The following is a 24,445-nucleotide window of genomic DNA, read 5'->3' as shown; positions in this document are numbered from 1 at the left end:
CGACCGCGTCGAGGTGCAGGGAGCGGAAGACGCGGTCGTCCGGCCCAAGAGCATCTCGGCCGCGACCGAGCGGGTGGTGCTCGACGCGCTGGCCGCCGCAGGACGGGATCTGTCGGCCCACGAGACCGCCGAGGCCGTCGGCATCAGCAGGGCCACGGCCAGGCGGTACCTGGAATATCTGGCCGACCGGGGAGACGTCGTGACGAGCTTGCGCTACGGGTCGTCGGGGCGGCCGCAGCACCGCTACCGCTTCTGCGATTCATGACCTCCCGCCGCGCGGTACTGGCCGCGCTGAGCTGTCTGGTGCTCGGCGGCTGCGGTCTGCCCGGTCAGGACACCGGATCACGCTTCCCCGGGGGGTCGGCCATGGCCCGCGTCGAGGACCGGGGCACGTTCACCGTCGGCATCAAGTTCGATCATCCGCTCTTCGGTTACAAGGACCCCTCCACCGGCCGGATCACCGGATTCGACGCGGAGATCGCCCGCATGGTGGCGAAGGACCTCACCGGCAGCGAGCGCAACATCCGGTTCATCGAGACCATGCCCCGCAACCGCGAGGACTTCCTGCGCCGCGGGGTCGTCGACATCGTGGTGGCGACGTACTCGATCAGCGAAGAGCGCCGCAAACTCGTGGACTTCACCGACCCGTACTACTACTCCAGCCAGGACGTGCTGGTCCGCCGCGACGAACGGGGCATCCACGACCTCGCCGACCTCGCCGGCCGGGACGTGTGCACGGCGGCGGGCTCCACGTCCGCGCAACGGCTGCGGGGCGAGGTCCCGCGCGCCCGACTGGTCCTCGTCGACACCTACAGCGAGTGCATGTCGGCGTTGGTCGACGGGCGGATCGACGCGATCAGCACGGACGAGTCCATCCTGCTGGGCATGATGAGCCAGTATCCCGACACGGTCCGCCTCGTCGGCAAGCCGTTCGGACGGGAGCCCTACGCCATCGGCGTGCGCCGGGGCGACACCGACTTCCGCGACTATCTGAGCGGGCTGATCCAGCAGTACGTGCGCGACGGCCGCTGGGACAAGGCATTCAGGGACACCATCGGCGTGATGAACGTGCCCGCGAAGGCGGCCAAGCCGTCCCTTTCCCCTTCTTCACCCTCCCTTTCCCGCTCCTCGCTCTCCTTTTCTCCGCCCTCCCGCTGAGCAGAAAGCGCACAAGCCCATTGCGGGAGTGCGCTTTTCCTACGGTGACGCCATCGCCGCCGAGAACGGCATCGCGGTCGGCGAATCCGAGGAAGGGAGGGATGTTTCCCATGACCAAGGTTATGTCCGCGACGCATCAGCGGGCGGTGCCGAGCACCGACTTGGTGGTGCTCGACAAGGTCAACAAGCACTACGGGCCCCTGCATGTGCTGAAGGACATCGACCTGGCCGTGCGCCGCGGTGAGGTCGTGGTGCTGATCGGTCCCTCGGGATCCGGCAAGTCCACGCTCTGCCGCGCCATCAACCGGCTGGAGACGATCGACTCCGGCTCCATCAGCGTCGACGGCACGGCGTTGCCCACCGAAGGCAGGCAGCTCGCACGACTGCGCGCCGAAGTAGGCATGGTCTTCCAGGGCTTCAACCTCTTCGCCCACAAGACCGTGCTGGACAACGTCACTCTCGCCCCGGTCAAGGTGCTGAAGCAGAACCGGAGGGCCGCCGAGCAGCGCGCCCACGAACTCCTCGACCGCGTCGGCATCGGCAGCCAGGCGCACAAGTACCCGGCCCAACTGTCCGGAGGACAGCAGCAGCGGGTGGCCATCGCCCGGGCGCTGGCCATGGATCCGAAGGTGATCCTCTTCGACGAGCCGACCTCCGCCCTCGACCCCGAGATGGTCAACGAGGTGCTGGACGTGATGACGGCCCTCGCCCGCGACGGCATGACGATGGTCGTGGTGACGCACGAGATGGGCTTCGCCCGCCGGGCCGCCGATCGCGTCGTGTTCATGGCCGACGGCCAGATCGTCGAGGAGAACACCCCCCACGAGTTCTTCGACAACCCGCGCAGCGAACGCGCCCAGGCGTTCCTCGCCAAGATCCTCACCCACTGACACCTGGACCGCCGGCCGTCCCGAGGCCGGGCGCACCCGCGCATCCACACCCTCTCCCCGTACGCCATCGGAGGATTCAGCATGTCCAAGAGACTGATCAGCGTCGCTCTCACCACGGCGATCGTCGCTCTGAGTGTGAGCGCCTGCGGCAACGGCGACGACACCGGATCGTCCGTCGTCGACCGTGCCGCGAAGGACAAGAAGCTCGTCATCGGCGTGAAGGCCGACCAGCCCGGGCTCGGCCTGCGCACCCCTGACGGCTCCTTCTCCGGCTTCGACATCGACGTCGCCAAGTACGTCGCCAAGGAGCTGGGAGTCGACCAGAAGGACATCACCTTCAAGGAGGCCGTGTCGGCCAACCGGGAGGCGTTCCTCCAGCAGGGCCAGGTCGACATGGTCGTCGCCACCTACTCCATCAACGACGCCCGCAAGCAGAAGGTCTCCTTCGCCGGCCCCTACCTGGTCGCCGGTCAGGACCTGCTGGTGCGCGAGGACAACAAGGCCATCAAGGGGCCGAAGTCGCTCAACGGCAAGAAGCTGTGTTCGGTCGCGGGCTCGACCTCCGCGCAACTGATCAAGGACAAGTACGCCAAGGACGTGCAGCTCCAGGAGGAACGGACCTACTCCGCCTGCGTGGACCGGGTGCTCACCGGCCAGTTGGACGCGGTCACCACCGACAACTCCATCCTCTACGGCTACGCGGCCCAGCACCCCGGCAAGCTGAAGGTGCTCAACTCGCCCTTCAGCGAGGAGAAGTACGGCATCGGGCTGAAGAAGGACGACAAGAAGGGCCGGGACGCGGTCAACGACGCGCTGGCCAAGATGGTGTCCGACGGCTCCTGGGCCATAGCGCTCAAGTCCAACCTCTCCGAATCCGGATTCCGCGTCCCGCGCCTCGAGCGGTACTGACGAAGACGCCGAACGGCGGGCCACCGGGCGACACGTGCGACCGCACAGCCCGGCCCCGCCCCGATTGAAGGTACTGATGGACGCACTGTTCACCGAGCGAGCAACGATCCTCGCCGCGTTCTGGATGACCCTACGGCTCACCGCTGTCAGCGCCCTCGGCTCGCTCGTGCTGGGCACCGTGCTGAGCGGGATGCGGGTCTCCCCCCTCCCGGTGCTGCGCACCGCCTCGCAGGTCTATGTGACGGTGGCGCGCAACACCCCGCTCACCCTGGTCCTGCTGTTCACCAGCCTGGGCGTGGGCGCCAACCTGGGAGTGGAGTTCTCCGCGCAGATCAGCGTCAACAACTACTGGCTCGCCGTCCTCGGCCTGACCGCGTACACCTCGGCGTTCGTGTGCGAGGCCCTGAGGGCCGGCATCAACACCGTCCCCGTCGGGCAGGCGGAGGCGGCCCGCGCCGTGGGGCTCGGGTTCGGCCAGACCCTTGGCTTCGTCGTTCTGCCCCAGGCGTTCCGGGCGGTGATTCCCCCACTCGGAAGCATTCTGATCGCGCTGACCAAGAACACCACCGTCGCCCTGGTGGCAGGGGTCGCGGAAGCCTCCGTCCGGATGCGGGAGATGATCGAGATCTACGGCGACCAAGTGATTCAGATCTTCCTCGGCTTCGCGGCGGGCTTCCTGGTGCTGTGCCTGCCGACCGGCCTGCTGTTCGGCTGGCTCTCGCGTCGCCTGGCGGTGGCCCGATGAGCGGTCACTCGAATCTGTACGAGATCCCCGGCCGCCGGGGCGTCATCCGCAACCGGGTCCTGGCGGCCGTGATCACCGCCGCCTTCGCCTGGCTCGGATACGTGGTGTACGCGCGGTTCGACGAGCGTGATCAGTGGGCGGCCGAGAAATGGCAGCCCCTGCTGCGCGCGGACGTCTGGACCACGTTCATCCTGCCGGGCCTGGAGGGCACGCTCAAGGCCGCGGGGCTGGGGATCGTGCTCGCGGGCGCCTTCGGGCTGGTCTTCGCGACCGCCCGGATGTCCGACCACGCCTGGATCCGTGTACCCGCAGCAGCGGTCGTGGAGTTCTTCCGGGCCGTTCCCCTCCTGCTGCTCATCTTCTGCGCGTTCTTCGGCTCCTTCGCACTCACCGGGACGACCATGTCCCCGTTCGCCGCCGTGGTCCTCGGCCTCACCCTCTACAACGGGTCGGTGATCGCGGAGACGCTCCGCGCCGGAGTGAACAGCCTTCCCAAGGGACAGGCGGAGGCCGCACGGGCGCTCGGCATGCCCAAGGGCCAGATGATGGTGCTCGTCCTGATGCCCCAGGCGATCGTCGCCATGATGCCGGCCATCATCAGCCAGTTCATCGTCCTGCTGAAGGACTCCGCCCTGGGCTTCATCGTCGGTTACGACGAACTCGTCGACCGGGGCCTGAACGGCATCGCCGCCAACTTCTCCAACGTGATCCCGGCCGCACTGCTCGTGGCGGCGATCTTCATCGCGATCAACACGGCCCTCGACGCGCTGGCGCACTGGCTGCAGCAGCGGATCAGCAAGGGCAGAAAGGTGACGCGCGAGCCCGGCAGGGACACGGCCACACCGCAGCCCGCCGCCATGGACGACGCCCTCGCCAAACCGCTCTGACACCGCCGCGGGCGACGAACTCCGGGACTGGCCGCAGCCCTACCGCCCGCGCGGGTCTGCGGCCCACCGGAACAGGTGGACCGCGGCTCACCGGAACAGGTGGACCGCGGCTCACCGGAACAGGTGGACGTGGCCCACCCGAACGCCGGGACGTGCCCCCGACTCAGCCACCGGGCCGCAGAACTGACTCGAATCCGGCCTGACCCCAACCCGGCCGCAACCTCACGGTGACAGCGCCCAGATCAGGAGTAGAACCCCTCATGGACGACGAGTTCCGCTACGAACACGACCTCCTCGGCGACCTGCCGGTGCCCCGGTACGCCTACTTCGGCATCCACACCCTCCGGGCCGTGCACAACTTCCCCATCACCGGCACCCGTATCTCCGCCCACCGTGACCTGGTCAACGGGCTGGCCGCCGTCAAGCAGGCCGCGGCGCTGGCCAACCGCGACCTGGGACTCCTGGAGGCCGACAAGGCCGAGGCCATCGTCACCGCCTGCGAGGAGATCCGCTCCGGCAAGCTCCACGACCAGTTCGTCGTGGACGTCATGCAGGGCGGCGCGGGCACGTCCACCAACATGAACGCGAACGAGGTCATAGCCAACCGGGCACTCGAACTCCTCGGTCACCACCGCGGCGACTACCACCACCTGCACCCCCTCGACGACGTCAACGCCGGGCAGAGCACGAACGACGCCTACCCGACGGCGGTCAAGGTGGCCCTCCAGGCAAGCACGCACCGTCTACAACAGGCCATGGCCACCCTGCGGCTGGCCTTCCGGGCGAAGGCCGACGAGTTCGCCGACGTCGTCAAGACCGGCCGCACCCAACTGCAGGACGCGGTACCCATGACGCTCGGTCAGGAGTTCGGCGCGTACGCGGTGATGCTGGCCGAGGACGAACAGCGACTGGCGGAGGCGAGCGCCCTCATCCGGGAGATCAACCTCGGAGGTACGGCCATCGGGACCGGCCTCAACTCCCACCCCCGCTACGCGGCACTGGTCTGCGCCCACCTCAGTGCCATCACCGGTGAGCCCCTGTCCACCGCCGCCGACCTCGTGGAGGCGACCCAGGACGCGGGAGCGTTCGTCCAGCTCTCCGGGGTGCTCAAGCGCATCGCCGTCAAGCTCTCCAAGACCTGCAACGACCTGCGTCTGCTGTCCTCGGGGCCCCGCGCCGGCCTCGGCGAGATCAACCTCCCCGCCGTACAGGCCGGCTCCAGCATCATGCCCGGCAAGGTCAACCCGGTGATCCCCGAGGTCGTCAACCAGATCGCGTTCAAAGCCATCGGCAACGACATCACCATCACCATGGCCGCCGAAGCGGGTCAGCTCCAGCTCAACGCCTTCGAACCGGTCATCGCCCACTGCCTGTTCGAAAGCATCGGTCAGCTGGAGGCGGGATGCCTGACGCTGGCCGACCGCTGCGTGAACGGCATCACCGCCAACCGCGAGCACCTGCGCGCGGTCGTCCACAACACCATCGGGATCGTCACCGCCCTCACCCCCGTCATCGGCTACGCGAAGGCCAGCGCCGCCGCACAGGAGGCTCTGGACAGAAGCCTGCCCGTGGCCGACGTGGTCCTGGCCCATGACCTCCTCACCGCCGACGAACTCCAGCGCGTCCTGCGCCCCGAGACGCTCGCCAGAATCAACGACCTGGAGACACCCGCACACGCGACGGACTGACCCGGCCGCCCTCGGCCCGCACCATCGTCACCAAGTGTGTCTCCGTGGCTACGCGGCGGCGTTATAGTGCGCCCCAGGGGGCGGGGGCGCCGCTTCGGGCCGTGAGCATGGAGGCGGGGGACATGGGCGATTCGGTACATCTGGCGGCCGAGGCATATTCGCTGGTCGGTGACGTCCTGACGAGTGGCGACACACTGCGGCTCGCGGCGGCGGTGCTGCTGCTTCGCCTGGTCACCTGGTCGCAGCTACGCCGCGCACAGTCGAGCATCCGCAGCTGGGCCCTTCCCGTTTCGGAGGGAGGCTCGGTGAAGCACAGCTTCGCGTGGTACTCGGACCTCGCGCTCCGGGCGGCCGTGCTGCTTCTGCTGACAGTGCATCCGTACAGGCTGGAGGAATGGGGCCTGCCGTCCTACGAAGCGGGCAGGATCTTCGTCATCGGGGGCTCGCCGTTCTTCGCGAGGCGCGAGCAATACGCGTGGGAGGGGACGGCCGACCTCGCCTACACCGTCCCGTTGTGGGTGGCCTGCCTCGCGGCGTGGTACGTCACTCAGCGCAACCTGTACACCATCGGTATGCCGTCGGCCGTCTGGAACGACCGACGCCTCCGCACCCAGGTCGGGCACGCCCTCGTCGTCGGGGTGCTCGCAGCGTTCCTGGCGTCGGTCGCGACGGCGGTGGCGTTGCTCGTCTTCAACCTCGTCGCCCTGCTCCTCAGCTTCCGTCCCGCGGACATCACCACCGTGACCGAGGCCGCCCCCTCGACGGCCGCGCCCGGCACGGTCGATGGGGCCGCACCGACCTCTTCCGCGCCTCACGCCACACCATCGGTCCCCGCCGGCAGCCCGCGAGTCCCCGCAGGCGGCCCGCGAGTCCCCGTCGGCACGCCCCCCGTCCCCGCGACCGCGCCGCCCGCGTCCGTCGCGAAACCGTCCGTTCCGGTCGCCGCCACACCCGCGCCTGCCGCCGTGCCGGTGCCCGTGCCCTACGTGCCGACCCAGATCGACCACGACCACGACGTCGACGGCTCCGGTATCCCGGCGCATCAGCCACTGCGGCCCAACGAGGCCCGTGCTCTCGGCACCTACCAACTCCTCGGCCGCATCGGCTCCGGCGGCATGGGGACCGTCTACCTCGCCCGACGTCAGGGATCCGCCACGCAGGTCGCGCTCAAGACCATCAACCCGAGTCTCGTGGACGATCCCGAACTGCTCCGCCGCTTCGAACGCGAGACCGAAGTGCTCGCCATGGTCCCCAGCGCCTACACCGCCCAGGTTCTCGACACCGGTGTGGCGGACGGCCGCCCGTATCTGGCCATGGAACTCCTCGACGGCCAGACCCTCAACGCCCACCTGAACAAGCGGGGGCCCTTCCGCTCGGCCGAAGCCCTGCGCTCACTCGCGCTGGCCATGGCAACCGCACTCGCCGACATCCACCGCCTCGGCCTGGTCCACCGCGACCTCAAACCCGCCAACGTCATGCTCACCACCGCCGGACCCCGCTTGCTCGACTTCGGCATCGCCACCCTCATGGACTCCACCCGCATCACCCGCACCGGCATGGGCATCGGCACGCTCACCTACATGGCACCCGAGCAGTTCGGCGACACCGACATCGGCCCCGCCGCCGACATCTGGGCATGGGCCTGCTGCATCATCTGCGCGGCCCACGGCTCCAGCCCCTTCACCGCGGCCGGCACCGGAGCCATCATCCGCCGTATCGTCGACACCGGCCCGGACACCACCGCTGTCGATGCCCTCCACCAACTCGACCCCACCCTCGCCGACGCCACCCGTCGAGCACTCACCGTCGACGTCGCCGACCGTCCCGCCAACGGCACCGAACTCCTCAAGCTGCTCACGAACGACGAACCGCCCGCCGTCGCCGAGGAGATCGCCACCGGCTGGCACACGCTCATGCTGTGATGTGCGCTCTGCCTCCGGTGCTGCCGCTACGAACGTGACCGCGAAGCGCAGCGTGACACGGCAGCCCAAGTCCTCTGGACACGGACATGCCTCGCACCAGGCAGAATGATCGGCATGGTCAACGAGGGGAACGACGGCTTCACGCTGCCGCGGGGGGCGACGGGTTTCCACCGGCCGAAGGACGGCCCGCTTCCCGAGACCGAACTCAAGGCGTTCCGCGCCGCTCTGCACGCCGCTGCCCGCGCCGCTGGGGGCGTAGTAGGTGAGGTGGAGGAGCGGGCGTACCCGAGGACCTTCCACACCGCGACGGTCGTCGGTCGCGAAGGCGAGAGCGTTGTCCTATGCCACGCACATCACCCTTGGGTCGCCTTCGCCCAGGCACGGCGGGACTGGTTTGGAGACGACTTCCTCGCGCCGCCACCGTGGGCTCACGCCTTCGCCGACGCGGGCTTCACGGTCCTGAGCAGCGAACGACTCGCCACACCGCTCTCCGATGTCGACACCTCAGTGCTCACGCGGGGCGAGTGGCGTGAGGTCCGCCTCTACGGCGTCACCACGTTGGGCGGAGTCCTCTTCAACGCGTGGGACTGACATGGCGGCAGGGGCGTCGCCGATCCCGTCCCCGCCCTGTCGACCCTCAACACCGTCCTCCACGAGCGGTACACCGGCAGCGGTGACCCCCGGTACTGCACCGTGGTCCTCGGCATCCTCGAACCCGCCCCTCTCACCGGACGGATCGCCGTCCGCCTTGCCTCGGGCGGCCACCCGCCGGCCCTGGTCCTGCGCGCCGACGGTACAGCCGGCTACCTGCCCACCCCCGGCGGCCTCCTCGTCGGCGCCCTGCCCGACGCCCGTTTCACGGCGGCCGACACCGTCCTGGACCCGGGCGACACTCTTCTGCTGTACACCGACGGCCTCACCGAAGCACGCACCGGCGAGGCCCGGGACAGCCTGTACGGAGACGATGCCCTGCTCGCCTTCGCCACCGCTCACTCAGGCGCGGCCCCGCACGCCGTCATCCAGGCTTGACCCATCTGCTCGCCGGCTCCGGCCCGGCCAGCGCCTCGTCCTGGACCTCGCCGGCCTGACCTTCTGCGACTCCAGCGGCATCACCGCACTGATCGCCGCCCGCAGCCACGCCCACGCCGCCGAGGTGGACATCGCGCTCGCCGCCGTTCCCGCCCACACCCTGCGCATCCTGCGCCTCGTCGACCTCGACCAGATCTTCGTTCTCGACCCCTGACACCCGGGCGATCCGGTCCTGACCCGTGCCGTTTCACGGCACGGAGGGCTGCGCGTGGGCCTTCCGTCCATTTTCCTGGTGCTGGCCGAGAACGCGCGCGCCCTGGCCTCGGACGGTCAGGAGATCCGACCGCGGTCTTCGAAGGCGCCCGTCGGCTCTGGTGGCACTCCGCTGCTTGCGGTGGTCCGTCGAGCGAAGGGAATCCCATATGCCGCAGCGAGACCCGTCCTTGAGGGGCCGTGACAGGGAGTTGGCGCACTTCAGGCAGCTCGTGGCCGGTGTCGCGTCGGGCCGGAGCGCGGTGGTGGTGATCGAGGGGCCGCCGGGGGTCGGCCGGAGCAGGCTTCTGACCGAGTTCGTGCGGGTGGCGACGGAGCGGGGCTTCAGCCTCGGGGGCGACCAGTTCTGCTCCCGCGATGCCGGGCCACAGCTAGTTCCGCACGGGGAGCCGGCGGGACCGGTGTGTTGCCGGAGGGCTGATCCGGAGGCGAGGGGCCGGGACGGAGGCGACGGCGAAAGCCGACTTCCGGTACTCATCCCGCAGGATGATGTGAAACATGGCGACGAAGCGCGGCTGCTCTCATTCTGGGCGCCGTTTCTTCCCCGCCGGTATCCGGTGCTCTGGATCCTCGCCCGCGACACCGAACTGGCGGTCAGACCGGCCCGTATCTGTTCTCTTCCGCCTGGTTGGGGACTGGTACGGATGGAGCTGGATTCCCTGGACGAGGACGCTGTCGTGGAACTCTTGGCCGACCTCCTTGAGGCCCGGCCGAGTTCCGATCTCGTGGCGATGGCCGCGGGCGCGTGCGGAAACCCGCTGCTTCTTGTCGAGCTGATCGGTGGACTGCGGGAGGAAGGTCTGATCGCGGTGAAGGAGGACGGGCAGGCGGTCCTGGTGGCGGCCAGGATTCCCGCGCGCGTCAGGAGGGTGTGCGAGGAGTGGGTGAGAAGAGCGGACCTCGCCACCCGCTCGCTGATCTATTCGGCCGCCACCTGTCACCCCTTCTTCACCGTCGATGAGGTCGCCGATCTCCTCGGAACAACAGTGGTCCGTGCCCTTCCCCTCTTCGAAGAGGCGGCGGACAAGGGCATCCTCGTTCTCCATGACGACGGGACCTGGTCGTTCCGCGTCAGCCTTCTGCGGCACGTACTGAGAGAAGCGGTGCCAGCTGTGTCGCGCAGCGCCCGCGAAGTGGAAGAAGGCAGCGCCGAAGCAGTCCCTCCCGTATGGGAGTTACTGAACGAGCGGCAGCGGGCGATCGCCTCCCTGGTGCGGCAGGGGCTGACGAACCAGCAGGTGGCCAGTCGGATGGGCATTTCACTGCACACCGTCAGCTACCACCTACGGAACATTTTCTTCCTGCTGCGCATCAGTTCGCGCACACAGCTTTCCCATGTACTCGGGGCGGAATCATCGAGCCGGAGGACCGGAACCATGCAGAGTTCCGGAGTCCGGCAAGGGAACACCCCTGTTCGTTCCGGTCGCAGGCCCTGACCGTGACCGGCCCCACACCTATATTCGGAGCTCCGAGGGCGACAAGAACGGAGGTGTGATCATGCGTTACCTTCACTGATCGAGGCGCGACAGAGGTGGAGGTCGGCCCGGACACGGGCCGACTTCGTTTCGACCTCGCCATCCCGAAACGCCGCGCGGATCATGTCCGTTCTCACATGTCGGGCAGCGGCCGACGCGGCCACTCAAGTATCCGCGCGCCCCGCAGCGCCGTCTCCAGGGCGAACCTCTGCTCCGGCACGTTGACGTCATGGTTCGTGAGGTCCTTGACCCGGACCAGCCGGTAGGTCACGGCGCGCACGCTGAGGTGAAGTGCCCGTGCCGCCTGGGTCGTCATACAGCCCGCCGCGAAGTAGGCCTCCAGGGTGTCCAGCAACGGCCCCGGGCCGTGGTGCGCACTGGTGAGCGGGAGGAGTACGGCACGGATGAGTTCCTCCATCGCCGCCCGGTCACGGCCGAGCACCCGGCGAAGGAGCAGTTCGGAGTCGTCGGGACCGAGGCATTCGACATCGGTGCGCCGCGCGATCTCGAGTGCTTCGCACGCCTCCTCGTAGGAGGCCCGGATGCCGTGTACGCCGGGCCTCGGGCGGCCGATCCCGACCCGCCAGGACGTCTGCCGCGAGGGTCGTGCCTTCACCGCCTCGGTGACCGCGTCGCGAAGGGCCTTCGTGCTGGTCGCCGGCTCCGCCGGGGCCACCGTCACCAGTGCCACGAGGTTGTCCGCGTACCGTCCCGTGAGGACGCCGCCGGTGGTGAACCGTGTGCGCAGCGAGTGCTCCAGCGAGGGGAGGTCGGGCCACGCCGTACGTAACGGCTTGTCGGGGGAGAGGGCGATCACCGCGTGGCAGGCTCCGAGTTGAAGGCCCAGGCGTTCGCCGTGTTCCAGCAGGTCGGGGAAGGCGGCCCGGCCGGAGAGCAGTGCGTCGAGGAATCGATCGCCTCGCCGGAGGTCCTGTTCCGTCGCTCTCCGTGCGGCTGCCGCGTGCCCGGACACAATCGACGAGAGCGCTACCTCGGAGGCAGCTCTCATCACGTCACGGGGTGGTGCGGCGCCCCCTTTCCTGGACGACAGGGCGCGGACGTCGAGCTGCCGTTCGAGCTCGGGGAGTCTTTCCCAGAGACGGTAAGTTTCCGCACTGCACTGGATGAAGATCGTTTGCAGGGGCACGGCATGGTCGGCGGCCTTCATCGCCAAGGAACGGCAGGTTTCCAACTCGTGCCGGGACGGCACCTCACGCCTGGTCGCCGCCTTCGACAGGACGGTGGCGTAGTGCACGACCAGTCGCTTCAGAACGGCCTCTGAGGCGAGGGGCGGATCAAGCGCCGGTGGTGGGTTCCTCGGGCCGCCGGCCGACGGTTGGACCACCGATGTCTTGGATTTCTGCTGAAGGTGGCTCACAGGGTGCTCCTCGGAGTACATGTTCTGTACGAAAGAAGCTAACCGAGGGGCTCTTGACATAAGACTGCAGGAACAGGTGGTTTGAGCTACAAGGATCGACTGTTCGTGGGGCGGCGCCATTTTCGCCCGTTGGCTGCCTGATTGAATGAGACGGAATCGCGGCCGACATGGTGAGTGATGTTTGGAGGTCACATCGTGAGCGCCCTCGGAGTCAACCGGCATGTGCGGGATTCGACGTCCTGGTCGATGGCCGACCCGCCCGGGATCGACCGGTCCAGCTGCTTGAGACTGGACCGCAACGAAAGTACTCGGCCGGTCTCCGGGACGGTCGCCGCTGCTCTTTCCGCGCATCTTTCGGGAGCGGGTTTCCGCTGGTACCCGTCGGACGAGCGCCTCACGGCGGGGATCGCCGAGCACTGCGGGGTGCCGGCCGAGTCCGTGTTTGTGACGAACGGCTCCGACCAGGCCATCGACATCACACTTCGTACGTTCTTGCAGTCGGGCAGCAGAATGCTCGTGGCGACGCCCGAGTTCATTCCTTTCCGACGGGTCGCCGGACTGCTGGGCGCGCAGGTCGAGGGAGTTCCGTACGAGCCGGACTTCACCTTTCCTTACAGGGGATTCCGATCAGCCGCCCAGCGGAAACCCGCACTGATCGTGTTCATCAACCCGAACAACCCGACCGGAACACTGGTGGACCCGGAGTTCATTCGGGAGACTCTCGTCGAATATCCGGACACCCCGGTGATCGTCGACGAGGCCTATTACGAGTTCACTGGGGTGACCGTGGCGCCATGGGTGGCGCGGTATCGCAACCTGATCGTTTTCCGGACCTTCTCCAAGGCCTTCGCGATGGCGGGCCTTCGGCTCGGGTACGCCATCGCCGACCCTGCGGTTCTCGAGCAGATCCGCAAGCTGCGCAACCCGTTCGACGTCAATGAGTTGGCGATCGTCGCCGGTGAGGCTCAGTTGGCCGCCGCGGACGAGGTCGACGGTCATACCGGGGAGATCATGTCGAAGGTGAAGCCGATGGTTCTGGAATTCCTCCGCGACCTCGGCGTCCCGGTCGTCCCCGGAGCCGCCAACTTCCTGCTGGTGCGGCCCGAGGACGGCGCGGGCACCGTCCGGCTGCTGCGGGAGTCCCGGGTACTGGTCCAGCCGCTGCACGGCCCGTTGGTCGACGGCATGTTCCGACTGACGGTGGGGCAGCGGCAGGAGATGGAGGAGTTCGCCCGCGTCTTCGCGCGTGTCCACCGGGAGACCGGTGGTCGGACGCGGCCGCGCACCCCGTCCGACCTCGTCACCGGCGCGGAACCAGATGGAACATAAAGCTGTTCGCCGGTGTCCCGATGAGATGCCGGTCGAGGCAGTGCCAGCCCGACTCCTCGAAAACTGCGTCCCATTCGTCCAGAGTGGGCAGGTAGACACCCATCACCGCATGGGCCGTCTCGAAGCCGAGGCTGAAGATCGGCATGTCCCGGTCGGAGACCGCTGTCGTACGCGCGGTGTCCGCGAGCAGGAAGTGCCGGACGTCGGGGAAGACCTCGCGGATACGCCGGAACGAGGCGACACACGCGTCCCTCGGCCAGAAGTCATGGGCCATCATGAACGAGGTGACCAGATCGACCCCGGCGAACTCGGGTCGCTCCTCCAACGCGGTCACGTCTGACCTGGCCAGGGTGATCCTGTCCGCCACCCCGGCCATGTCCACCTCGTTCCGGGCGAGTCGCAGGACGTCAGCCGATACGTCGATGCCGACGCCGCGGACACCGGGCCGTGCCCGGGTGATGTCGATCAGACGCTCACCGCTCCCACATCCGAGGTCCGCGATCGCGGAGAACTCCAGCGACGCGATCACCGGTTGGAACGCCGGATCGAAGAAGACCTTGTTGTTCTGCCGGCAGGCGACGCCGATGGCGGCCCCGTCACGCCGGTAGAAGTCCCCTGAACGGTTCTCCGCACGGAGCAGACGGGGCAACTGCCCGAAGAGCTCGCCGTATCCGCCGGTGAGCCAGTAGAAGAACCCCTTGGTGCGGTCGGCCTCGGTGAAGTTGGGGCCGGGCGTCACCCGGTCGCCCTCGCGGCGCACCACATCGGCGGCGGACAGCGCGGTGAGAACCGCCATGGTGGCGTCGGCGTCGAGGCTGTGCCGTGAGGCGAAGTCGGCGGCGTCCAACCGCTCGGCCTCCCGTAGTTCGTCGAACACGCCCACGTCCCAGGCGGCACTGATGGCCGCCGCGGCGATCGCGGAGTTGAAGATCTGGGCACACGCCCGCTCGGGGTCGTGAGGCGCCGGGGCTGCCGTCATGTCGTGGGCCTCTCCTCGTTCGGATGGTGAAGGACGTGTCGGATGGTGAAGGACGTGATGGATGCCGCGGTGAATGGTCGGTTCACGTCCACCGACGGTCAGTTCACGGCCACCGGAAGGCTGCGAAGGCCGCGTAGCGTGGCATTGGGGCGAGGCACAGCGGGACCGCTGCGGCGCAGCGACGGCAGGTGACGGACCACCGCCGACATCACCGCGGAGGCCTCGGCCCGGCCGATCACGGACCCCAGACAGGAATGCGACCCACGGCCGAAACCCAGGTGCGGATGGGCGTCCCGGTCGACGCGGATCGTGTCCGGGTCGGGGAACTGTCCGGGATCACGGTTCGCCGCGCCGATGACCGCCACGACGATCTCACCGCGGCGTACGGTCTTCCCCCCTATCGAGGTGTCCTCGGTGCAGGCCCGGCTCAGGGCCTGCACCGGACCGCTGAAGCGGATCAGTTCCTCGATCGCCGGTCCCATCGGGGCGCCCTCCCGCAACGCGGCGAACGCGTCGGGGTGGTCCAGGAGCGCGGCGACCGCGTTGGACAGGAACCGGCTGGGTACCTCGAAGCCGGCGTGGAAGAAGGCCCGGACCGAGTTCACCAGCACATCCCGGGAGACCCCTCCTTCCGCTTCGTGCTCGACCAGATGGGCGATGACACCTTGCTTCGGCGGGTGTTCGAGCCACGACTCCACCAGCGCGTTGAACCGTTCGCGCGCCCGGATGCCCGCGGCTTCCGCGTCGGGGTCGAAACCGGAGTCCATGCTGCGGTCCAGGTCAGCGTTGAGCCGATGGAACGTGTCGTCCTCCGCGGGTCCGGGAACCCCGAGCAACGAGGTCATGGCCGTCAGGGTGAACGAGTCGGCGAAGTCCCGGACGAAGTCGAACTCGCCCCGTCCGGCCAGCGCGGACAGGTCGGCCTCCGCCCGTGCCAGGAGCTCGGCCGTGAGCGCGTCGATGTCCAGGGAACGCAGGGCGCCGAGGCCGAGGTGGCGCAGCGGCGTGTGCGTCGGCGGGTCGAGGGTCTGCAGGCTGAGCAGGGTCTCGGGGGTGGGTATCCCGACCCGGCGGAAGTCCGCCGCGAACCGTTCGGAGTCGCGCAGCACCGCCTGGCAGTCCGTGAACCGGGTCAGCAGCCAGGCCTCCAGCTGCTGGTGCCAGTACACCGGAGCGTGCTCGCGGAGCCGGCGGTACGCGGGGTACGGGTCGGCGATCATCTCGGCGGAGAGCGGATTGAAGAAGTCGTCCTCCAGAGACTGCCCGGAGGCTGCCAGAACAGAGGCGTCGGCCATGAAGGGTCCTTTCCGGGGAACGTAGTGGCGGGAGACCGACCCGTGCCCTGGCACAACGCCGGTGGAACGGCACGCGGAGCGGCACGGGGAGTGGCGGCAACAGAACGGGGCGGGCCGCCACGGCCCCATGAACAGGCTAGGGAACGTGGCGACACGTGGGCAGTTGCCGCTGCTGGACGAACGGCGGCTCCGGGATTGCCGCTCACCGGCAGACTCACCCACCGCGGCAGACGCGCGCCGCGCAGACGTGCACCCCGGCATAGGCGCACCGCGGCAGACGTGCATCCCGGCATAGGCGCACCGCGGCAGACCCGCACGCCGTCAGTCACGCACGCCGGCAGACACACACCCCGGCACAGCCCGGCCGGACGAGCCGGTGGCGCCCGCCGGCGCGCGCCGTCAGCGTCGGCCGGTCGTACCCCCGGCCGACGCCAGATCGAGCGCGATGTCCACGATCATGTCCTCCTGGCCGCCGACGAGGCCCCGGCGGCCGACCTCCAGTAGGAGCGTGCGGGCGTCGACGCCGTAACGGGTGGCGGCGACCTCCGCGTGCCGCAGGAACGACGAGTACACCCCCGCGTAGCCGAGGGTCAGCGTCTCCCGGTCGACCGTCACGGGGCGGTCGCGCAACGGCCGGACCAGGTCGTCCGCCGCGTCCTGCAGGGCGAACAGGTCGCAGCCGTGCTTCCAGCCCTGCAGGTTCGCCACGGCGACGAACGCCTCGATCGGGCAGTTTCCCGCCCCCGCGCCCTGACCGGCGAGGGAGGCGTCCACCCGGGTGACGCCCTCCTCCACGGCGACGACGCTGTTGGCGACCGACAGGGACAGGTTCTCGTGCGCGTGCACGCCGATCTCGGTGGCCGCGTCCAGTACGTCGCGGTAGGCGCGGACGCGCTCGCGCATCCCGTCCAGAGTGAGCCGGCCACCCGAGTCCGTGACATACACGCACGTGGCGCCGTAGGACTCCATCAGCCGGGCCTGCGCGGCCAGTTCGCCGGCCGGGGCCATATGGCTCATCATCAGGAATCCGGCGACGTCCATGCCCAGCTCGCGGGCCTTGGCGATGTGCTGGGCGGCGATGTCGGCCTCGGTGCAGTGGGTCGCCACGCGCACCGAGCGGACACCCAGCGCGTACGCGCGCTCCAGTTCCGCGATGGTGCCGATGCCGGGCAGGAGGAGCGTGGTGAGGACCGCGGTACGGATGTTGTCGGCCGCGGCCTCGATCCACTCCCAGTCGGTGTGGCTGCCGGGGCCGTAGTTCAGCGAGCCGCCCGCCAGGCCGTCGCCATGGGCGACCTCGATGGCGTCGACCCCGGCCGCGTCGAGCGCGGCCGTGATACGGCCCACGTCGGCAGGGTCGATGCGGTGCCGGATGGCGTGCATGCCGTCCCGCAGCGTCACGTCCTGGATGTACAGCGTCCGGTCCACGAGGGGCGTCGCGTCCTCGGCGGTCGGCATTCCGCCGGCCGGCGTTCCGCTGATCGTCGCTTCGCTCGTCATCGGGTTGCCTCCGTGAGGGCCGTGGTGCGCTCGGCGATCGACTCGGCGACCCGCAGAGCGGCCGACGTCATGATGTCCAGGTTCCCGGCGTACGCGGGCAGATAGTGGGCGGCGCCCTCCACTTCGAGGAACACGGACACCTTGGTGGTGACCGGGCCCGCCCCGTCCGGCACCAGGGTGTGCACGGGTTCACCGGCGGGGACCGGGGTGAACTGCACCTCCTGCTTGAGACGGTAGCCGGGCACGTACCGCGCGACCCGCTCGACCATGGCCGCCACCGAGGCGTGTACGGCGTCGTGGTCGACGTCGCCGGTCAGGCAGAACACGGTGTCCCGCATGATCAGCGGCGGCTCCGCCGGGTTCAGGACGATGACCGCCTTGCCGCGGGCCGCGCCGCCGACGGACTCGATGGCCTGGGAGGTCGTCTCGGTGAACTCGTCGATGTTGGCGCGGGTGCCCGGCCCCGCCGACTTGGAGGCGATGGAGGCCACGATCTCCGCGTAGTGGACGGGGGTCACCGCGGAGACGGCCGCGACCATGGGAATCGTGGCCTGACCGCCGCAGGTGACCATGTTGAGGTTGTCGGCCCCCAGGTCCAGGTGGGCGTCCAGGTTGACCGGCGGGACCACGAACGGGCCGATCGCCGCGGGTGTGAGGTCGATGAGCCGCTTCCCGTACGGGGCGAGCTTCGCGGCGTTCGCGAGGTGGGCCTTGGCGGAGGTCGCGTCGAAGACGACGCCGATCTCGTCGAAGTGAGGGAGTGCGATCAGACCGTCGACGCCCTCGTGCGTGGTCGGGATGCCGAGCCGCGCGGCGCGGGCGAGACCGTCGGAGGCGGGGTCGATGCCGACCATGGCACCCATTTCCAGCGTCTCCGACAGGCGCAGTACCTTGATCATCAGGTCGGTGCCGATGTTGCCCGACCCGATGATGGCGACCTTCGTCTTCGTCATGCGTCTCTCTTCTCGGAGAATACGGCGGTGACCTCGCCCAGCGAGCTGATCTCGGCCCGGATCCGGGTGCCGGGCGGGGCCGGGACCATGGGACCCAGCGCGCCCGACAGGACGACCTGGCCGGCGCGCAGGGGATCCCCGAACTCCAGCGCCGTACGGGCCAGCCAGGCAAGGGCGTTGAGCGGGTCGCCCAGGCAGGCGGCGCCGCTCCCCTCGGAGACCTGCACATCGTCCGCGTACAGCCGCATGGTGGTGTCGCGCGGCTCGAACTCGTCGAGGCCGAGCCGGCGGTCCGCGAGGACGAACAGTCCGCTGGAGGCGTTGTCCGCGACCGTGTCGGTGAGGCGGATGTCCCAGGAGGCGATACGGCTGTCCACGATCTCCAGCGCGGCGACCGCGTGGTCGACCGCGGACCGCACACGGGCCGCGTCCAGGTCCCCGCCGGTCAGGTCCTCCTTGAGCACGAAGGCGATCTCGGCCTCGGCCTTGGGCTGGAGCAGTCGCCCGGAGGGCACCTCGGCCTCGGCCGACACGTCCATGTCGGCGAACAGCACCCCGAAGTCGGGCTGGTCGACGCCCAGTTGCCGCTGGACGGCGGGCGAGGTCAGCCCGATCTTCCGGCCCACCACGACCGCCCCGCCGTCCAGTCGCCGACGGGTCAGCTCCCGCTGCACGGCGTAGGCGGCGGCCAGGTCGTGCTCGCCGATCAGATCCCGGACGGGTGCGACGGGACGGCCCTCGTCGAGGGCGGCGGTGAGCCGGGCGACGGCCTGTGCCACGGCGTCCGTTCCGGCCTGCGCGTGTGCCATGTCGGTCACCGCCCCTGTGCCGTCGCGACGGCGAACCCGGCGATCCACGCGGGGATCGCCTCGTAGAAACGGGACGTCATGTCGTACGGGCCGGTCGCCGACAGAGAGGCGAAGGCCGCGATCCAGGCGCGGACCTCGTGCGCCGAGCCGCCGCCCTCCTTGGCCATCCACTCCACCGTCCACGAGTCGAACTCGGTGAGCTCGCCGCGCTCCAGGTGGTCGAGGAGGCGGTTGTCCCACGCGGGGTTGATCGGCACCATCGCGGTCGACCCGGCGGCGTACTCGCGTCCGGCCTCGACCACGCGCTGTTCGCCCCTGGCGCGCTGCTCGGGGGTCGGCGGACGGCCCTCGATGAGCGCGTCGGCGACCCGCGGCGGTGCGCCCTCCAGGACCGGAACGGGCGGGTCGTGCGAGAGACCGCCCGAGGCGAGGAACAGCACCCGCCGGTCGAGTGCCGCGGCGGCTTCGCCCACCGCCGTCCCCAGGGCCCTGATGCGGGTCACGGGACACAGCGGGGTGGCCACCCCGTTGACGAAGACCGGCACCACGGGCACGCGGTCGATGCCGCCGAAGAGCACCTCCAGCGGCTGCGCGAACCCGTGGTCGACGGTCATCCGGGCGGACACGGTGAGGTCGATGCCCCGGTCGAGGACACCCTGGGCCAGGGCCTTGGCCGCGCCCGTGTCGACCGACAACGGGCCCGCCTGAGAACCGAAGTCGCCCACCGCGTGGGCCTCGGTCGCCAGGCAGAACGGCGGCATCTCCTTGTAGAAGAACCCGTTGTAGTGGTCGGGCGCGTACAGCACCACGAGGTCCGGGTCGAAGGCGCGGACGAACTCCCGCGCGCCCGCAACGGCCCGGTCGACACGGGCCAGGACATCGGCATCCGGGTCGTTCCTGCCGATGAGGGGTGAGTGGGACAGCCCCACGGCTGCTGCGGTCATGGTCGGTCGTTCCTTACTGGCGGAGAGCCGGCGGGTGGATGACGAGCTTCCCGGTCAGCCCGCCGTCGATCATGAGCTGGAAGCCCTTGTGGATGTCGGACAGCGGCAGAGCCCGGTCGATCACCGGACGGGCGCCGGTGGCGTCGAGCATCCGCAGCATCGACACCAGCTCGGCGCGGGTGCAGCCGGTGGAGCCGATGACGCGCTGCTGGAGGTAGAAGATCCGGCCCAGGTCCGCGGGCGGGTTGGTACCGCTGGTCGCGCCGGCGATGACGACCGTGCCGCCGGGGCGTAGCGACTTCAGGGAGTGCGACCAGGTCGCCTCCCCGACGGTCTCGATGACGACGTCGACCCGCTCGGGCAGTCGCTCACCGCTGGGCACGACGGCACGAGCGCCCCACGACAGGGCCTCGGCGCGCTTGGTCTCGCTGCGGCTGGTGGCGTAGACGACGGCCCCGGCGGCCACCGCCAGCTTGATCGCGGCGGAGGCCACGCCGCCGCCCGCGCCCTGGACGAGCACCCGGTCGCCCGCGGTGATGCGCGCCTGGGTGAACAGCATGCGGTAGGCCGTGGTCCAGGCGACGGGCAGGCAGGCGGCCTCGTCGAAGGACAGCCAGGCCGGCTTCGGCACCAGATTCCGGGTCGGGACGACGAGATACTCCGCGAAGGCGCCGTTGTGCCGCTCGGACAGCAGAGCCCGATTCGGGTCGAGGGTCTCGTCGCCGCGTCCGGCGTCCGGGTCGCCGATCACCGGGTGGACGATGACCTCGTTGCCGTCCTCGTCGTAGCCGGCGGCGTCGCAGCCGAGGACGATCGGGAGGCGGTCGGGGGGATGGCCCACGCCTCGCAGCGTCCACAGGTCGTGCATGTTCAGTGACGAGGCCACGACGCGGACGCGGGACCAGCCGGGCTCGGGCTCGGGCTCCGATACGTCGCGCAGGCACAGCCCCGACAGCGGGTCGGTGGCACTCTGGGAGATGGCGGTTGCAGCTAGCACGCATTCACGTTCGCCCCGACCAGGCACGGATCCATAGCTGGTGTGCCGCTGTGCAGCACACGCCCTGGGCGGACACGCACGGTGCCCGCGCTTCCGATCGGGATCCGCACGTCCCGGCGGTGCCGGAGGTGCGGACAGCCCGCCGACCCGGCCGGCCGGAAGGCGGGTCGGGTCAACGGGCGGCGAGGGGCGGTCAGTGGGGCATGTCGTCCAGAGCCGTGGACAGCCCGGCGACAGCGGGTGGCTCCACGGCGAACAGCACCACGGTGCCACCGGGCAGATCGGCCTCCCCGATCCGCAGGAACCCGCCCGCCTCCAGGGCGAGTTGGGTGGCCGTGTCGTCCTCGTCCGGCGCGGCCACCACCCGGCGGCACCGCGGGGACAGGGCGAACAGGGCGGGAACGAGGTCGCGCAGCAGACGGGCGGCCAGACCGGGGCCGTTCTCGGCCGGATCCGGTCCCGGCAGCACCAGGCCGACCACGACATCGTGCGCGCCGAACGGGTAGCAGGCGCGCACCGGATGGTCCGGCACGCGGTGCAGGTCCACGAGCAGTTCCGGGCCGCCCTCGGCGGAGCGCACGACGTACGTACGACCGGGACGCCGGGAGCGCTTTGACGGGGGATCGGCGACGGAGCGCAACGCCCACCGCGCCCCGAGCCGGAGGCCGTCCGGCGGCGCCACGGCGTCCAGAGCGGTGGCCATGCGGGGGCTCACACGGTCTCGGCGGTCTGGTGCGCCTCGACCCAGCGCCGCAGCTCGACCTTGACCAGTTTGCCACTGGCGTTGCGGGGCAGCTGCTCGGCCACCACGACCCGCGTGGGCAGCTTGTAGCGGGCCAGATGGTCGCCGGCGAACGCGCGGACCTCCTCCACGGTGGGCACCGTGCCGGCGTCGCAGGTGAGGACCGCGAGCACGGTCTCGCCCCACGTCGCGTCCGACACCCCTATGACGGCGGCCTCACGGACACCGGGGTAGGCGGCGAGGACACGCTCCACCTCGGCGGGGTACACGTTCTCCCCGCCACTGATGATCATGTCCTGGAGGCGGTCGACGATGTAGTAGAACCCGTCCTCGTCCCGGTGCGCGATGTCGCCGCTGTGGAACCAGCCGGCGTCGTCGATGGCCGCCCGGGTGGCGTCCGGGTTGTTCCAGTAGCCGACGGTGACGTTCGGGCCGCGTACGCAGATCTCGCCGCTCGTGTCCGCCTCATGGATGCGCACTCCGGTGACCGGGTCGACGAGGCAGATCTCGGTGTACGGCATGGGGGCGCCCGCCGATCCCGTCTTGCGCAGCGTCAGCTCGGCGGGCAGATAGGTCGCGAACGGTGCCGTCTCGGTCAGCCCCCAGGCCTGCTGGAGCAGCACGTCCCGCTCGGCGTAGTCCCTGATCAGCTGAGGCGGTACGGGAGCCCCGGCGACGATCGCGGAGCGCAGGGCGCTCAGGTCGGCCTCGGCGAAGCCGGGCACGCGGGCGAGCGCCGCGAACATGGCGGGCACCGCGAAGAAGGTGGAGACACCGTGCCGCACCAGATCGTCGAGGCACTGGGCCGGGTCGAAGCCGCGCCGAAGGATCACGGTGCCGCCCCGCAGGAGGGTGCGCAGGGTGAGGGCGTTGAGCCCGCCGATGTGGAACAGCGGGGCCATCGCCAGGTTGACGTCGTCGGCGCGGGTGTCGACGACACTGTCGACGTTGACCGCGTTCCACCAGATGTTGCCGTGGGTGAGCATGACGCCCTTGGGCCGGCCCGTGGTGCCGGAGGTGTACATGAGCATGGCGAGGTCGTCGTCGTGCAGCGCCACGGGCTCCCGGGGGGCCCGGTCGGGGGCCAACAAGGACGACAGAGGGCTCCACAGCGCGGCGGGGGAGTCGGTCGCCGGGCAGGCGGGGTCGGTGTCGACCAGGAGGTGCCGGCGTGCGGGCACCTCCTCCGCGATCGACTCGACGAGTTCGCGGTGGCCCTCCTCGACGACGAGGGTGTGGGCACCGCAGTCGCTCAGGAGGTGACGCACCTCGTCGGCGGCGAGCCGGAAGTTGACCGGGACGAACACCGCCCCGAGGTACGCGGCCGCGATCATCGTCTCGAAGAACGTCACGCTGTTGAAGCCGAGGTAGGCGATCCGGTCGCCCCGGCGCAGGCCGGTCTCGGCCAGGCCGGCGGCGAACGCGTCCACCGTGGCGGAGAGTCGGCCGGCGGAGATCTCACGGCCCTCGTACAGGACGGCGGTACGGGTGGGGGACTGGGCTCTGCGGCGCAGTGCGGCGGCGGGGCTGATGTCGACGGCGGCCATGGCGTCGGCTCCTTCGATGGCTCTCGGACGGGAAGCGGGCGGATCTCAGAGGCCGGCGCCGCCGGCGGGGGAGCGGAAGCCGCGGACGGCGATGCCGCCGTCCGCGGGGATGACCGCACCGGTGACGGTGCCGCTGTCGGTGCGGGAGGCGAGCAGGACGTAGGGGCCGGTGAAGTCCGCCGGCTCGACGCTGGAGTCGTACAGCGGGATCAGCGGGGGCTGTTCGACTCCGGAGGCCTCGTTCCTGGCGAAGGACGCGGCCAGCGTGCGGTCCTGCAGGCCGAGGCTCTGTGGGCCGCGCAGCTGGGTGCGCATGCCGCCGACGGCGACGCCGTTGACCCGGACGCTGGGGGCCAGTTCGTAGGCGAACTGGCGGAGCAGGCCGAGGCAGGCGTGCTTGCTGGCGGTGTAGAGGACACCGCCGCCGTCGGTGTGGAAGGAGGCGTTGGACAGGGTCATCACGATGCTGCCACGAGTGGCGACCAGCTCCCGCCAGGCGGCCTCCACCGCCAGCAGGTAGCCCTTGACGTTGATGGCGAATATCTCGTCGAAGGCCTCGGAGAACTCCTTGCCGGTCAGCCGGGTGAGGCTGCGGTGGTAGTCCCAGATCCCGGCGTTGGGGACGAGGATGTCCAGCTTGCCGAACCGTCCGACGGTGGCCTCGACCGCGCGGTGCATGTCGTCCGGGGAGCGTACGTCTCCCGGCACGGTCAGCACCCGGCCCCCCAGCTCGCCCGCGGCACGCACCACGTCCTGGAGCTGCTCGGCGCTGCGGCCGACGATGGCGACGTCGGCGCCCTCGGCGAGGTAGCGCAGCGCGACGGCGCGGCCGATGCCGGAGCCGCCGCCGGTGATGAGGGCGACCTCGCCCGCCAGCCATCCCATGGGTCAGTGCTCCCTGAGGAAGTCGGTGACCAGGCGCTCGAACTCGGCCTGGCGCTCCAGCTGCACCCAGTGGCCGCAGCCGCCGAAGACGTGCAGCTGGACATCGCGGAT

Annotated in this window: 23 protein-coding genes and 1 pseudogene; 13 read left to right on the top strand and 11 right to left on the bottom strand. The window is 69.8% G+C overall.

The features are described 5' to 3' along the window. The 12 genes and pseudogenes from AOK15_RS11930 to AOK15_RS11875 form a co-directional block, all read left to right on the top strand. Positions 1–265 (top strand): helix-turn-helix domain-containing protein (locus tag AOK15_RS11930; protein ID WP_157870215.1); only part of this gene is annotated, 265 nt, incomplete at its 5' end. Continuing rightward, positions 262–1,158 (top strand): glutamate ABC transporter substrate-binding protein, encoded by an 897-nt coding sequence (locus tag AOK15_RS11925; protein ID WP_055515710.1) that lies wholly within the window; start codon positions 262–264, stop codon positions 1,156–1,158. The genes AOK15_RS11930 and AOK15_RS11925, both read left to right, overlap by 4 nt. A gap of 110 nt (positions 1,159–1,268) precedes the next feature. Beyond that, entirely contained in the window at positions 1,269–2,048 is a 780-nt protein-coding gene (locus tag AOK15_RS11920) for an amino acid ABC transporter ATP-binding protein (RefSeq protein WP_185093444.1), read from the top strand. A gap of 81 nt (positions 2,049–2,129) precedes the next feature. Continuing rightward, the gene (locus AOK15_RS11915) at positions 2,130–2,957 is read left to right on the top strand and encodes a glutamate ABC transporter substrate-binding protein (protein WP_055515706.1); all 828 of its coding nucleotides are present in this window, start codon (positions 2,130–2,132) and stop codon (positions 2,955–2,957) included. A gap of 76 nt (positions 2,958–3,033) precedes the next feature. After that, positions 3,034–3,702: an amino acid ABC transporter permease gene (locus AOK15_RS11910; protein ID WP_055515704.1), complete on the top strand. Its 669-nt coding sequence runs from the start codon at positions 3,034–3,036 to the stop codon at positions 3,700–3,702. Further along, the gene (locus AOK15_RS11905; protein WP_055515702.1) at positions 3,699–4,589 is read left to right on the top strand and encodes an amino acid ABC transporter permease; all 891 of its coding nucleotides are present in this window, start codon (positions 3,699–3,701) and stop codon (positions 4,587–4,589) included. The genes AOK15_RS11910 and AOK15_RS11905 overlap by 4 nt, the downstream gene beginning before the upstream one ends. Before the next feature lie 260 nt (positions 4,590–4,849). Beyond that, entirely contained in the window at positions 4,850–6,277 is a 1,428-nt protein-coding gene (locus tag AOK15_RS11900; protein ID WP_079058434.1) for an aspartate ammonia-lyase, read from the top strand. Positions 6,278–6,399: 122 nt separating this feature from the next. Further along, the gene (locus tag AOK15_RS11895) at positions 6,400–8,199 is read left to right on the top strand and encodes a serine/threonine-protein kinase (protein ID WP_055515698.1); all 1,800 of its coding nucleotides are present in this window, start codon (positions 6,400–6,402) and stop codon (positions 8,197–8,199) included. A 114-nt stretch (positions 8,200–8,313) separates the two neighbouring features. Further along, positions 8,314–8,790 carry a hypothetical protein gene (locus AOK15_RS11890; RefSeq protein ID WP_055515714.1) on the top strand — a complete coding sequence of 159 codons (477 nt, stop codon included), beginning with the start codon at positions 8,314–8,316 and terminating at the stop codon, positions 8,788–8,790. A gap of 21 nt (positions 8,791–8,811) precedes the next feature. After that, positions 8,812–9,225: pseudogene (locus AOK15_RS11885) on the top strand (PP2C family protein-serine/threonine phosphatase); the annotation flags it as partial. Then, complete coding sequence (locus AOK15_RS11880; RefSeq protein WP_079058431.1) at positions 9,164–9,442, top strand: STAS domain-containing protein; 279 nt, start codon at positions 9,164–9,166, stop codon at positions 9,440–9,442. The pseudogene AOK15_RS11885 and the gene AOK15_RS11880, both read left to right, overlap by 62 nt. Positions 9,443–9,650: 208 nt before the next feature. Beyond that, positions 9,651–10,937, top strand: a complete 1,287-nt coding sequence (locus AOK15_RS11875) for a helix-turn-helix transcriptional regulator (RefSeq protein WP_055515694.1) — start codon at positions 9,651–9,653, stop codon at positions 10,935–10,937. A 172-nt stretch (positions 10,938–11,109) separates the two neighbouring features. On the opposite strand, the gene AOK15_RS43835 is transcribed toward AOK15_RS11875, so the two are convergent. Next, positions 11,110–12,231: a PucR family transcriptional regulator gene (locus AOK15_RS43835; RefSeq protein ID WP_167738812.1), complete on the bottom strand. Its 1,122-nt coding sequence runs from the start codon at positions 12,229–12,231 to the stop codon at positions 11,110–11,112. A gap of 318 nt (positions 12,232–12,549) precedes the next feature. Here AOK15_RS43835 and AOK15_RS11865 point away from each other — a divergent pair, with 318 nt between their 5' ends. Next, positions 12,550–13,683, top strand: a complete 1,134-nt coding sequence (locus AOK15_RS11865) for a pyridoxal phosphate-dependent aminotransferase (RefSeq protein WP_167738811.1) — start codon at positions 12,550–12,552, stop codon at positions 13,681–13,683. Here the strand turns inward: AOK15_RS11865 and AOK15_RS11860 are convergent. The 10 genes from AOK15_RS11860 to AOK15_RS11815 all read right to left on the bottom strand — a co-directional run bounded on the left by AOK15_RS11860 (position 13,655) and on the right by AOK15_RS11815 (position 24,334). Next, positions 13,655–14,662: a class I SAM-dependent methyltransferase gene (locus AOK15_RS11860; RefSeq protein ID WP_055515688.1), complete on the bottom strand. Its 1,008-nt coding sequence runs from the start codon at positions 14,660–14,662 to the stop codon at positions 13,655–13,657. The genes AOK15_RS11865 and AOK15_RS11860 overlap by 29 nt on opposite strands. A 98-nt stretch (positions 14,663–14,760) precedes the next feature. Next, a complete protein-coding gene (locus AOK15_RS11855) occupies positions 14,761–15,957 on the bottom strand; it encodes a cytochrome P450 (RefSeq protein ID WP_055515686.1) in 1,197 nt (398 codons plus the stop codon). A 399-nt stretch (positions 15,958–16,356) separates the two neighbouring features. Then, entirely contained in the window at positions 16,357–17,415 is a 1,059-nt protein-coding gene (dmpG, locus tag AOK15_RS11850) for a 4-hydroxy-2-oxovalerate aldolase (RefSeq protein WP_055515712.1), read from the bottom strand. Between the two features lie 38 nt (positions 17,416–17,453). Beyond that, positions 17,454–18,410: an acetaldehyde dehydrogenase (acetylating) gene (locus tag AOK15_RS11845; protein ID WP_055515684.1), complete on the bottom strand. Its 957-nt coding sequence runs from the start codon at positions 18,408–18,410 to the stop codon at positions 17,454–17,456. Further along, complete coding sequence (locus AOK15_RS11840) at positions 18,407–19,219, bottom strand: 2-keto-4-pentenoate hydratase (protein ID WP_107099388.1); 813 nt, start codon at positions 19,217–19,219, stop codon at positions 18,407–18,409. Before AOK15_RS11840 ends, AOK15_RS11845 begins: the two co-directional genes overlap by 4 nt. 5 nt (positions 19,220–19,224) lie before the next feature. Continuing rightward, entirely contained in the window at positions 19,225–20,163 is a 939-nt protein-coding gene (locus AOK15_RS11835) for a 3-carboxyethylcatechol 2,3-dioxygenase (protein WP_055515680.1), read from the bottom strand. 13 nt (positions 20,164–20,176) lie between these two features. Then, on the bottom strand, positions 20,177–21,160 hold the full coding sequence (locus tag AOK15_RS11830; RefSeq protein WP_055515678.1) for a zinc-binding dehydrogenase: 984 nt from the start codon (positions 21,158–21,160) through the stop codon (positions 20,177–20,179). 193 nt (positions 21,161–21,353) lie between these two features. After that, the gene (locus tag AOK15_RS11825) at positions 21,354–21,863 is read right to left on the bottom strand and encodes a GNAT family N-acetyltransferase (protein WP_055515676.1); all 510 of its coding nucleotides are present in this window, start codon (positions 21,861–21,863) and stop codon (positions 21,354–21,356) included. An 8-nt stretch (positions 21,864–21,871) separates the two neighbouring features. Continuing rightward, positions 21,872–23,449 (bottom strand): acyl-CoA synthetase, encoded by a 1,578-nt coding sequence (locus AOK15_RS11820; RefSeq protein ID WP_055515674.1) that lies wholly within the window; start codon positions 23,447–23,449, stop codon positions 21,872–21,874. A 45-nt stretch (positions 23,450–23,494) separates the two neighbouring features. After that, on the bottom strand, positions 23,495–24,334 hold the full coding sequence (locus AOK15_RS11815; protein WP_055515673.1) for an SDR family NAD(P)-dependent oxidoreductase: 840 nt from the start codon (positions 24,332–24,334) through the stop codon (positions 23,495–23,497). Between the last annotated feature and the right edge of the window lie 111 nt (positions 24,335–24,445).

The organism is Streptomyces ossamyceticus (genome assembly GCF_001418475.1).
Lineage (GTDB): Bacteria > Actinomycetota > Actinomycetes > Streptomycetales > Streptomycetaceae > Streptomyces > Streptomyces ossamyceticus.
The sequence above is the reverse complement of the archived record's forward strand: the minus strand, read 5'-3'. Positions and strand labels throughout refer to the sequence as shown.

Coding starts and splice junctions, on each gene's coding strand:
- AOK15_RS11860 (WP_055515688.1), bottom strand. CDS start 14,662: ATGACGGCAGCCCCGGCGCCTCACGACCCCGAGCGGGCGTGTGCCCAG.
- AOK15_RS11840 (WP_107099388.1), bottom strand. CDS start 19,219: ATGGCACACGCGCAGGCCGGAACGGACGCCGTGGCACAGGCCGTCGCC.
- AOK15_RS11825 (WP_055515676.1), bottom strand. CDS start 21,863: ATGGCCACCGCTCTGGACGCCGTGGCGCCGCCGGACGGCCTCCGGCTC.
- AOK15_RS11900 (WP_079058434.1), top strand. CDS start 4,850: ATGGACGACGAGTTCCGCTACGAACACGACCTCCTCGGCGACCTGCCG.
- AOK15_RS11855 (WP_055515686.1), bottom strand. CDS start 15,957: ATGGCCGACGCCTCTGTTCTGGCAGCCTCCGGGCAGTCTCTGGAGGAC.
- dmpG (WP_055515712.1), bottom strand. CDS start 17,415: ATGCCGACCGCCGAGGACGCGACGCCCCTCGTGGACCGGACGCTGTAC.
- AOK15_RS11915 (WP_055515706.1), top strand. CDS start 2,130: ATGTCCAAGAGACTGATCAGCGTCGCTCTCACCACGGCGATCGTCGCT.
- AOK15_RS11920 (WP_185093444.1), top strand. CDS start 1,269: ATGACCAAGGTTATGTCCGCGACGCATCAGCGGGCGGTGCCGAGCACC.
- AOK15_RS11845 (WP_055515684.1), bottom strand. CDS start 18,410: ATGACGAAGACGAAGGTCGCCATCATCGGGTCGGGCAACATCGGCACC.
- AOK15_RS11880 (WP_079058431.1), top strand. CDS start 9,164: ATGCCCTGCTCGCCTTCGCCACCGCTCACTCAGGCGCGGCCCCGCACG.
- AOK15_RS11925 (WP_055515710.1), top strand. CDS start 262: ATGACCTCCCGCCGCGCGGTACTGGCCGCGCTGAGCTGTCTGGTGCTC.
- AOK15_RS11815 (WP_055515673.1), bottom strand. CDS start 24,334: ATGGGATGGCTGGCGGGCGAGGTCGCCCTCATCACCGGCGGCGGCTCC.
- AOK15_RS11890 (WP_055515714.1), top strand. CDS start 8,314: ATGGTCAACGAGGGGAACGACGGCTTCACGCTGCCGCGGGGGGCGACG.
- AOK15_RS11835 (WP_055515680.1), bottom strand. CDS start 20,163: ATGACCGCAGCAGCCGTGGGGCTGTCCCACTCACCCCTCATCGGCAGG.
- AOK15_RS11905 (WP_055515702.1), top strand. CDS start 3,699: ATGAGCGGTCACTCGAATCTGTACGAGATCCCCGGCCGCCGGGGCGTC.
- AOK15_RS11910 (WP_055515704.1), top strand. CDS start 3,034: ATGGACGCACTGTTCACCGAGCGAGCAACGATCCTCGCCGCGTTCTGG.
- AOK15_RS11895 (WP_055515698.1), top strand. CDS start 6,400: ATGGGCGATTCGGTACATCTGGCGGCCGAGGCATATTCGCTGGTCGGT.
- AOK15_RS11875 (WP_055515694.1), top strand. CDS start 9,651: ATGCCGCAGCGAGACCCGTCCTTGAGGGGCCGTGACAGGGAGTTGGCG.
- AOK15_RS11820 (WP_055515674.1), bottom strand. CDS start 23,449: ATGGCCGCCGTCGACATCAGCCCCGCCGCCGCACTGCGCCGCAGAGCC.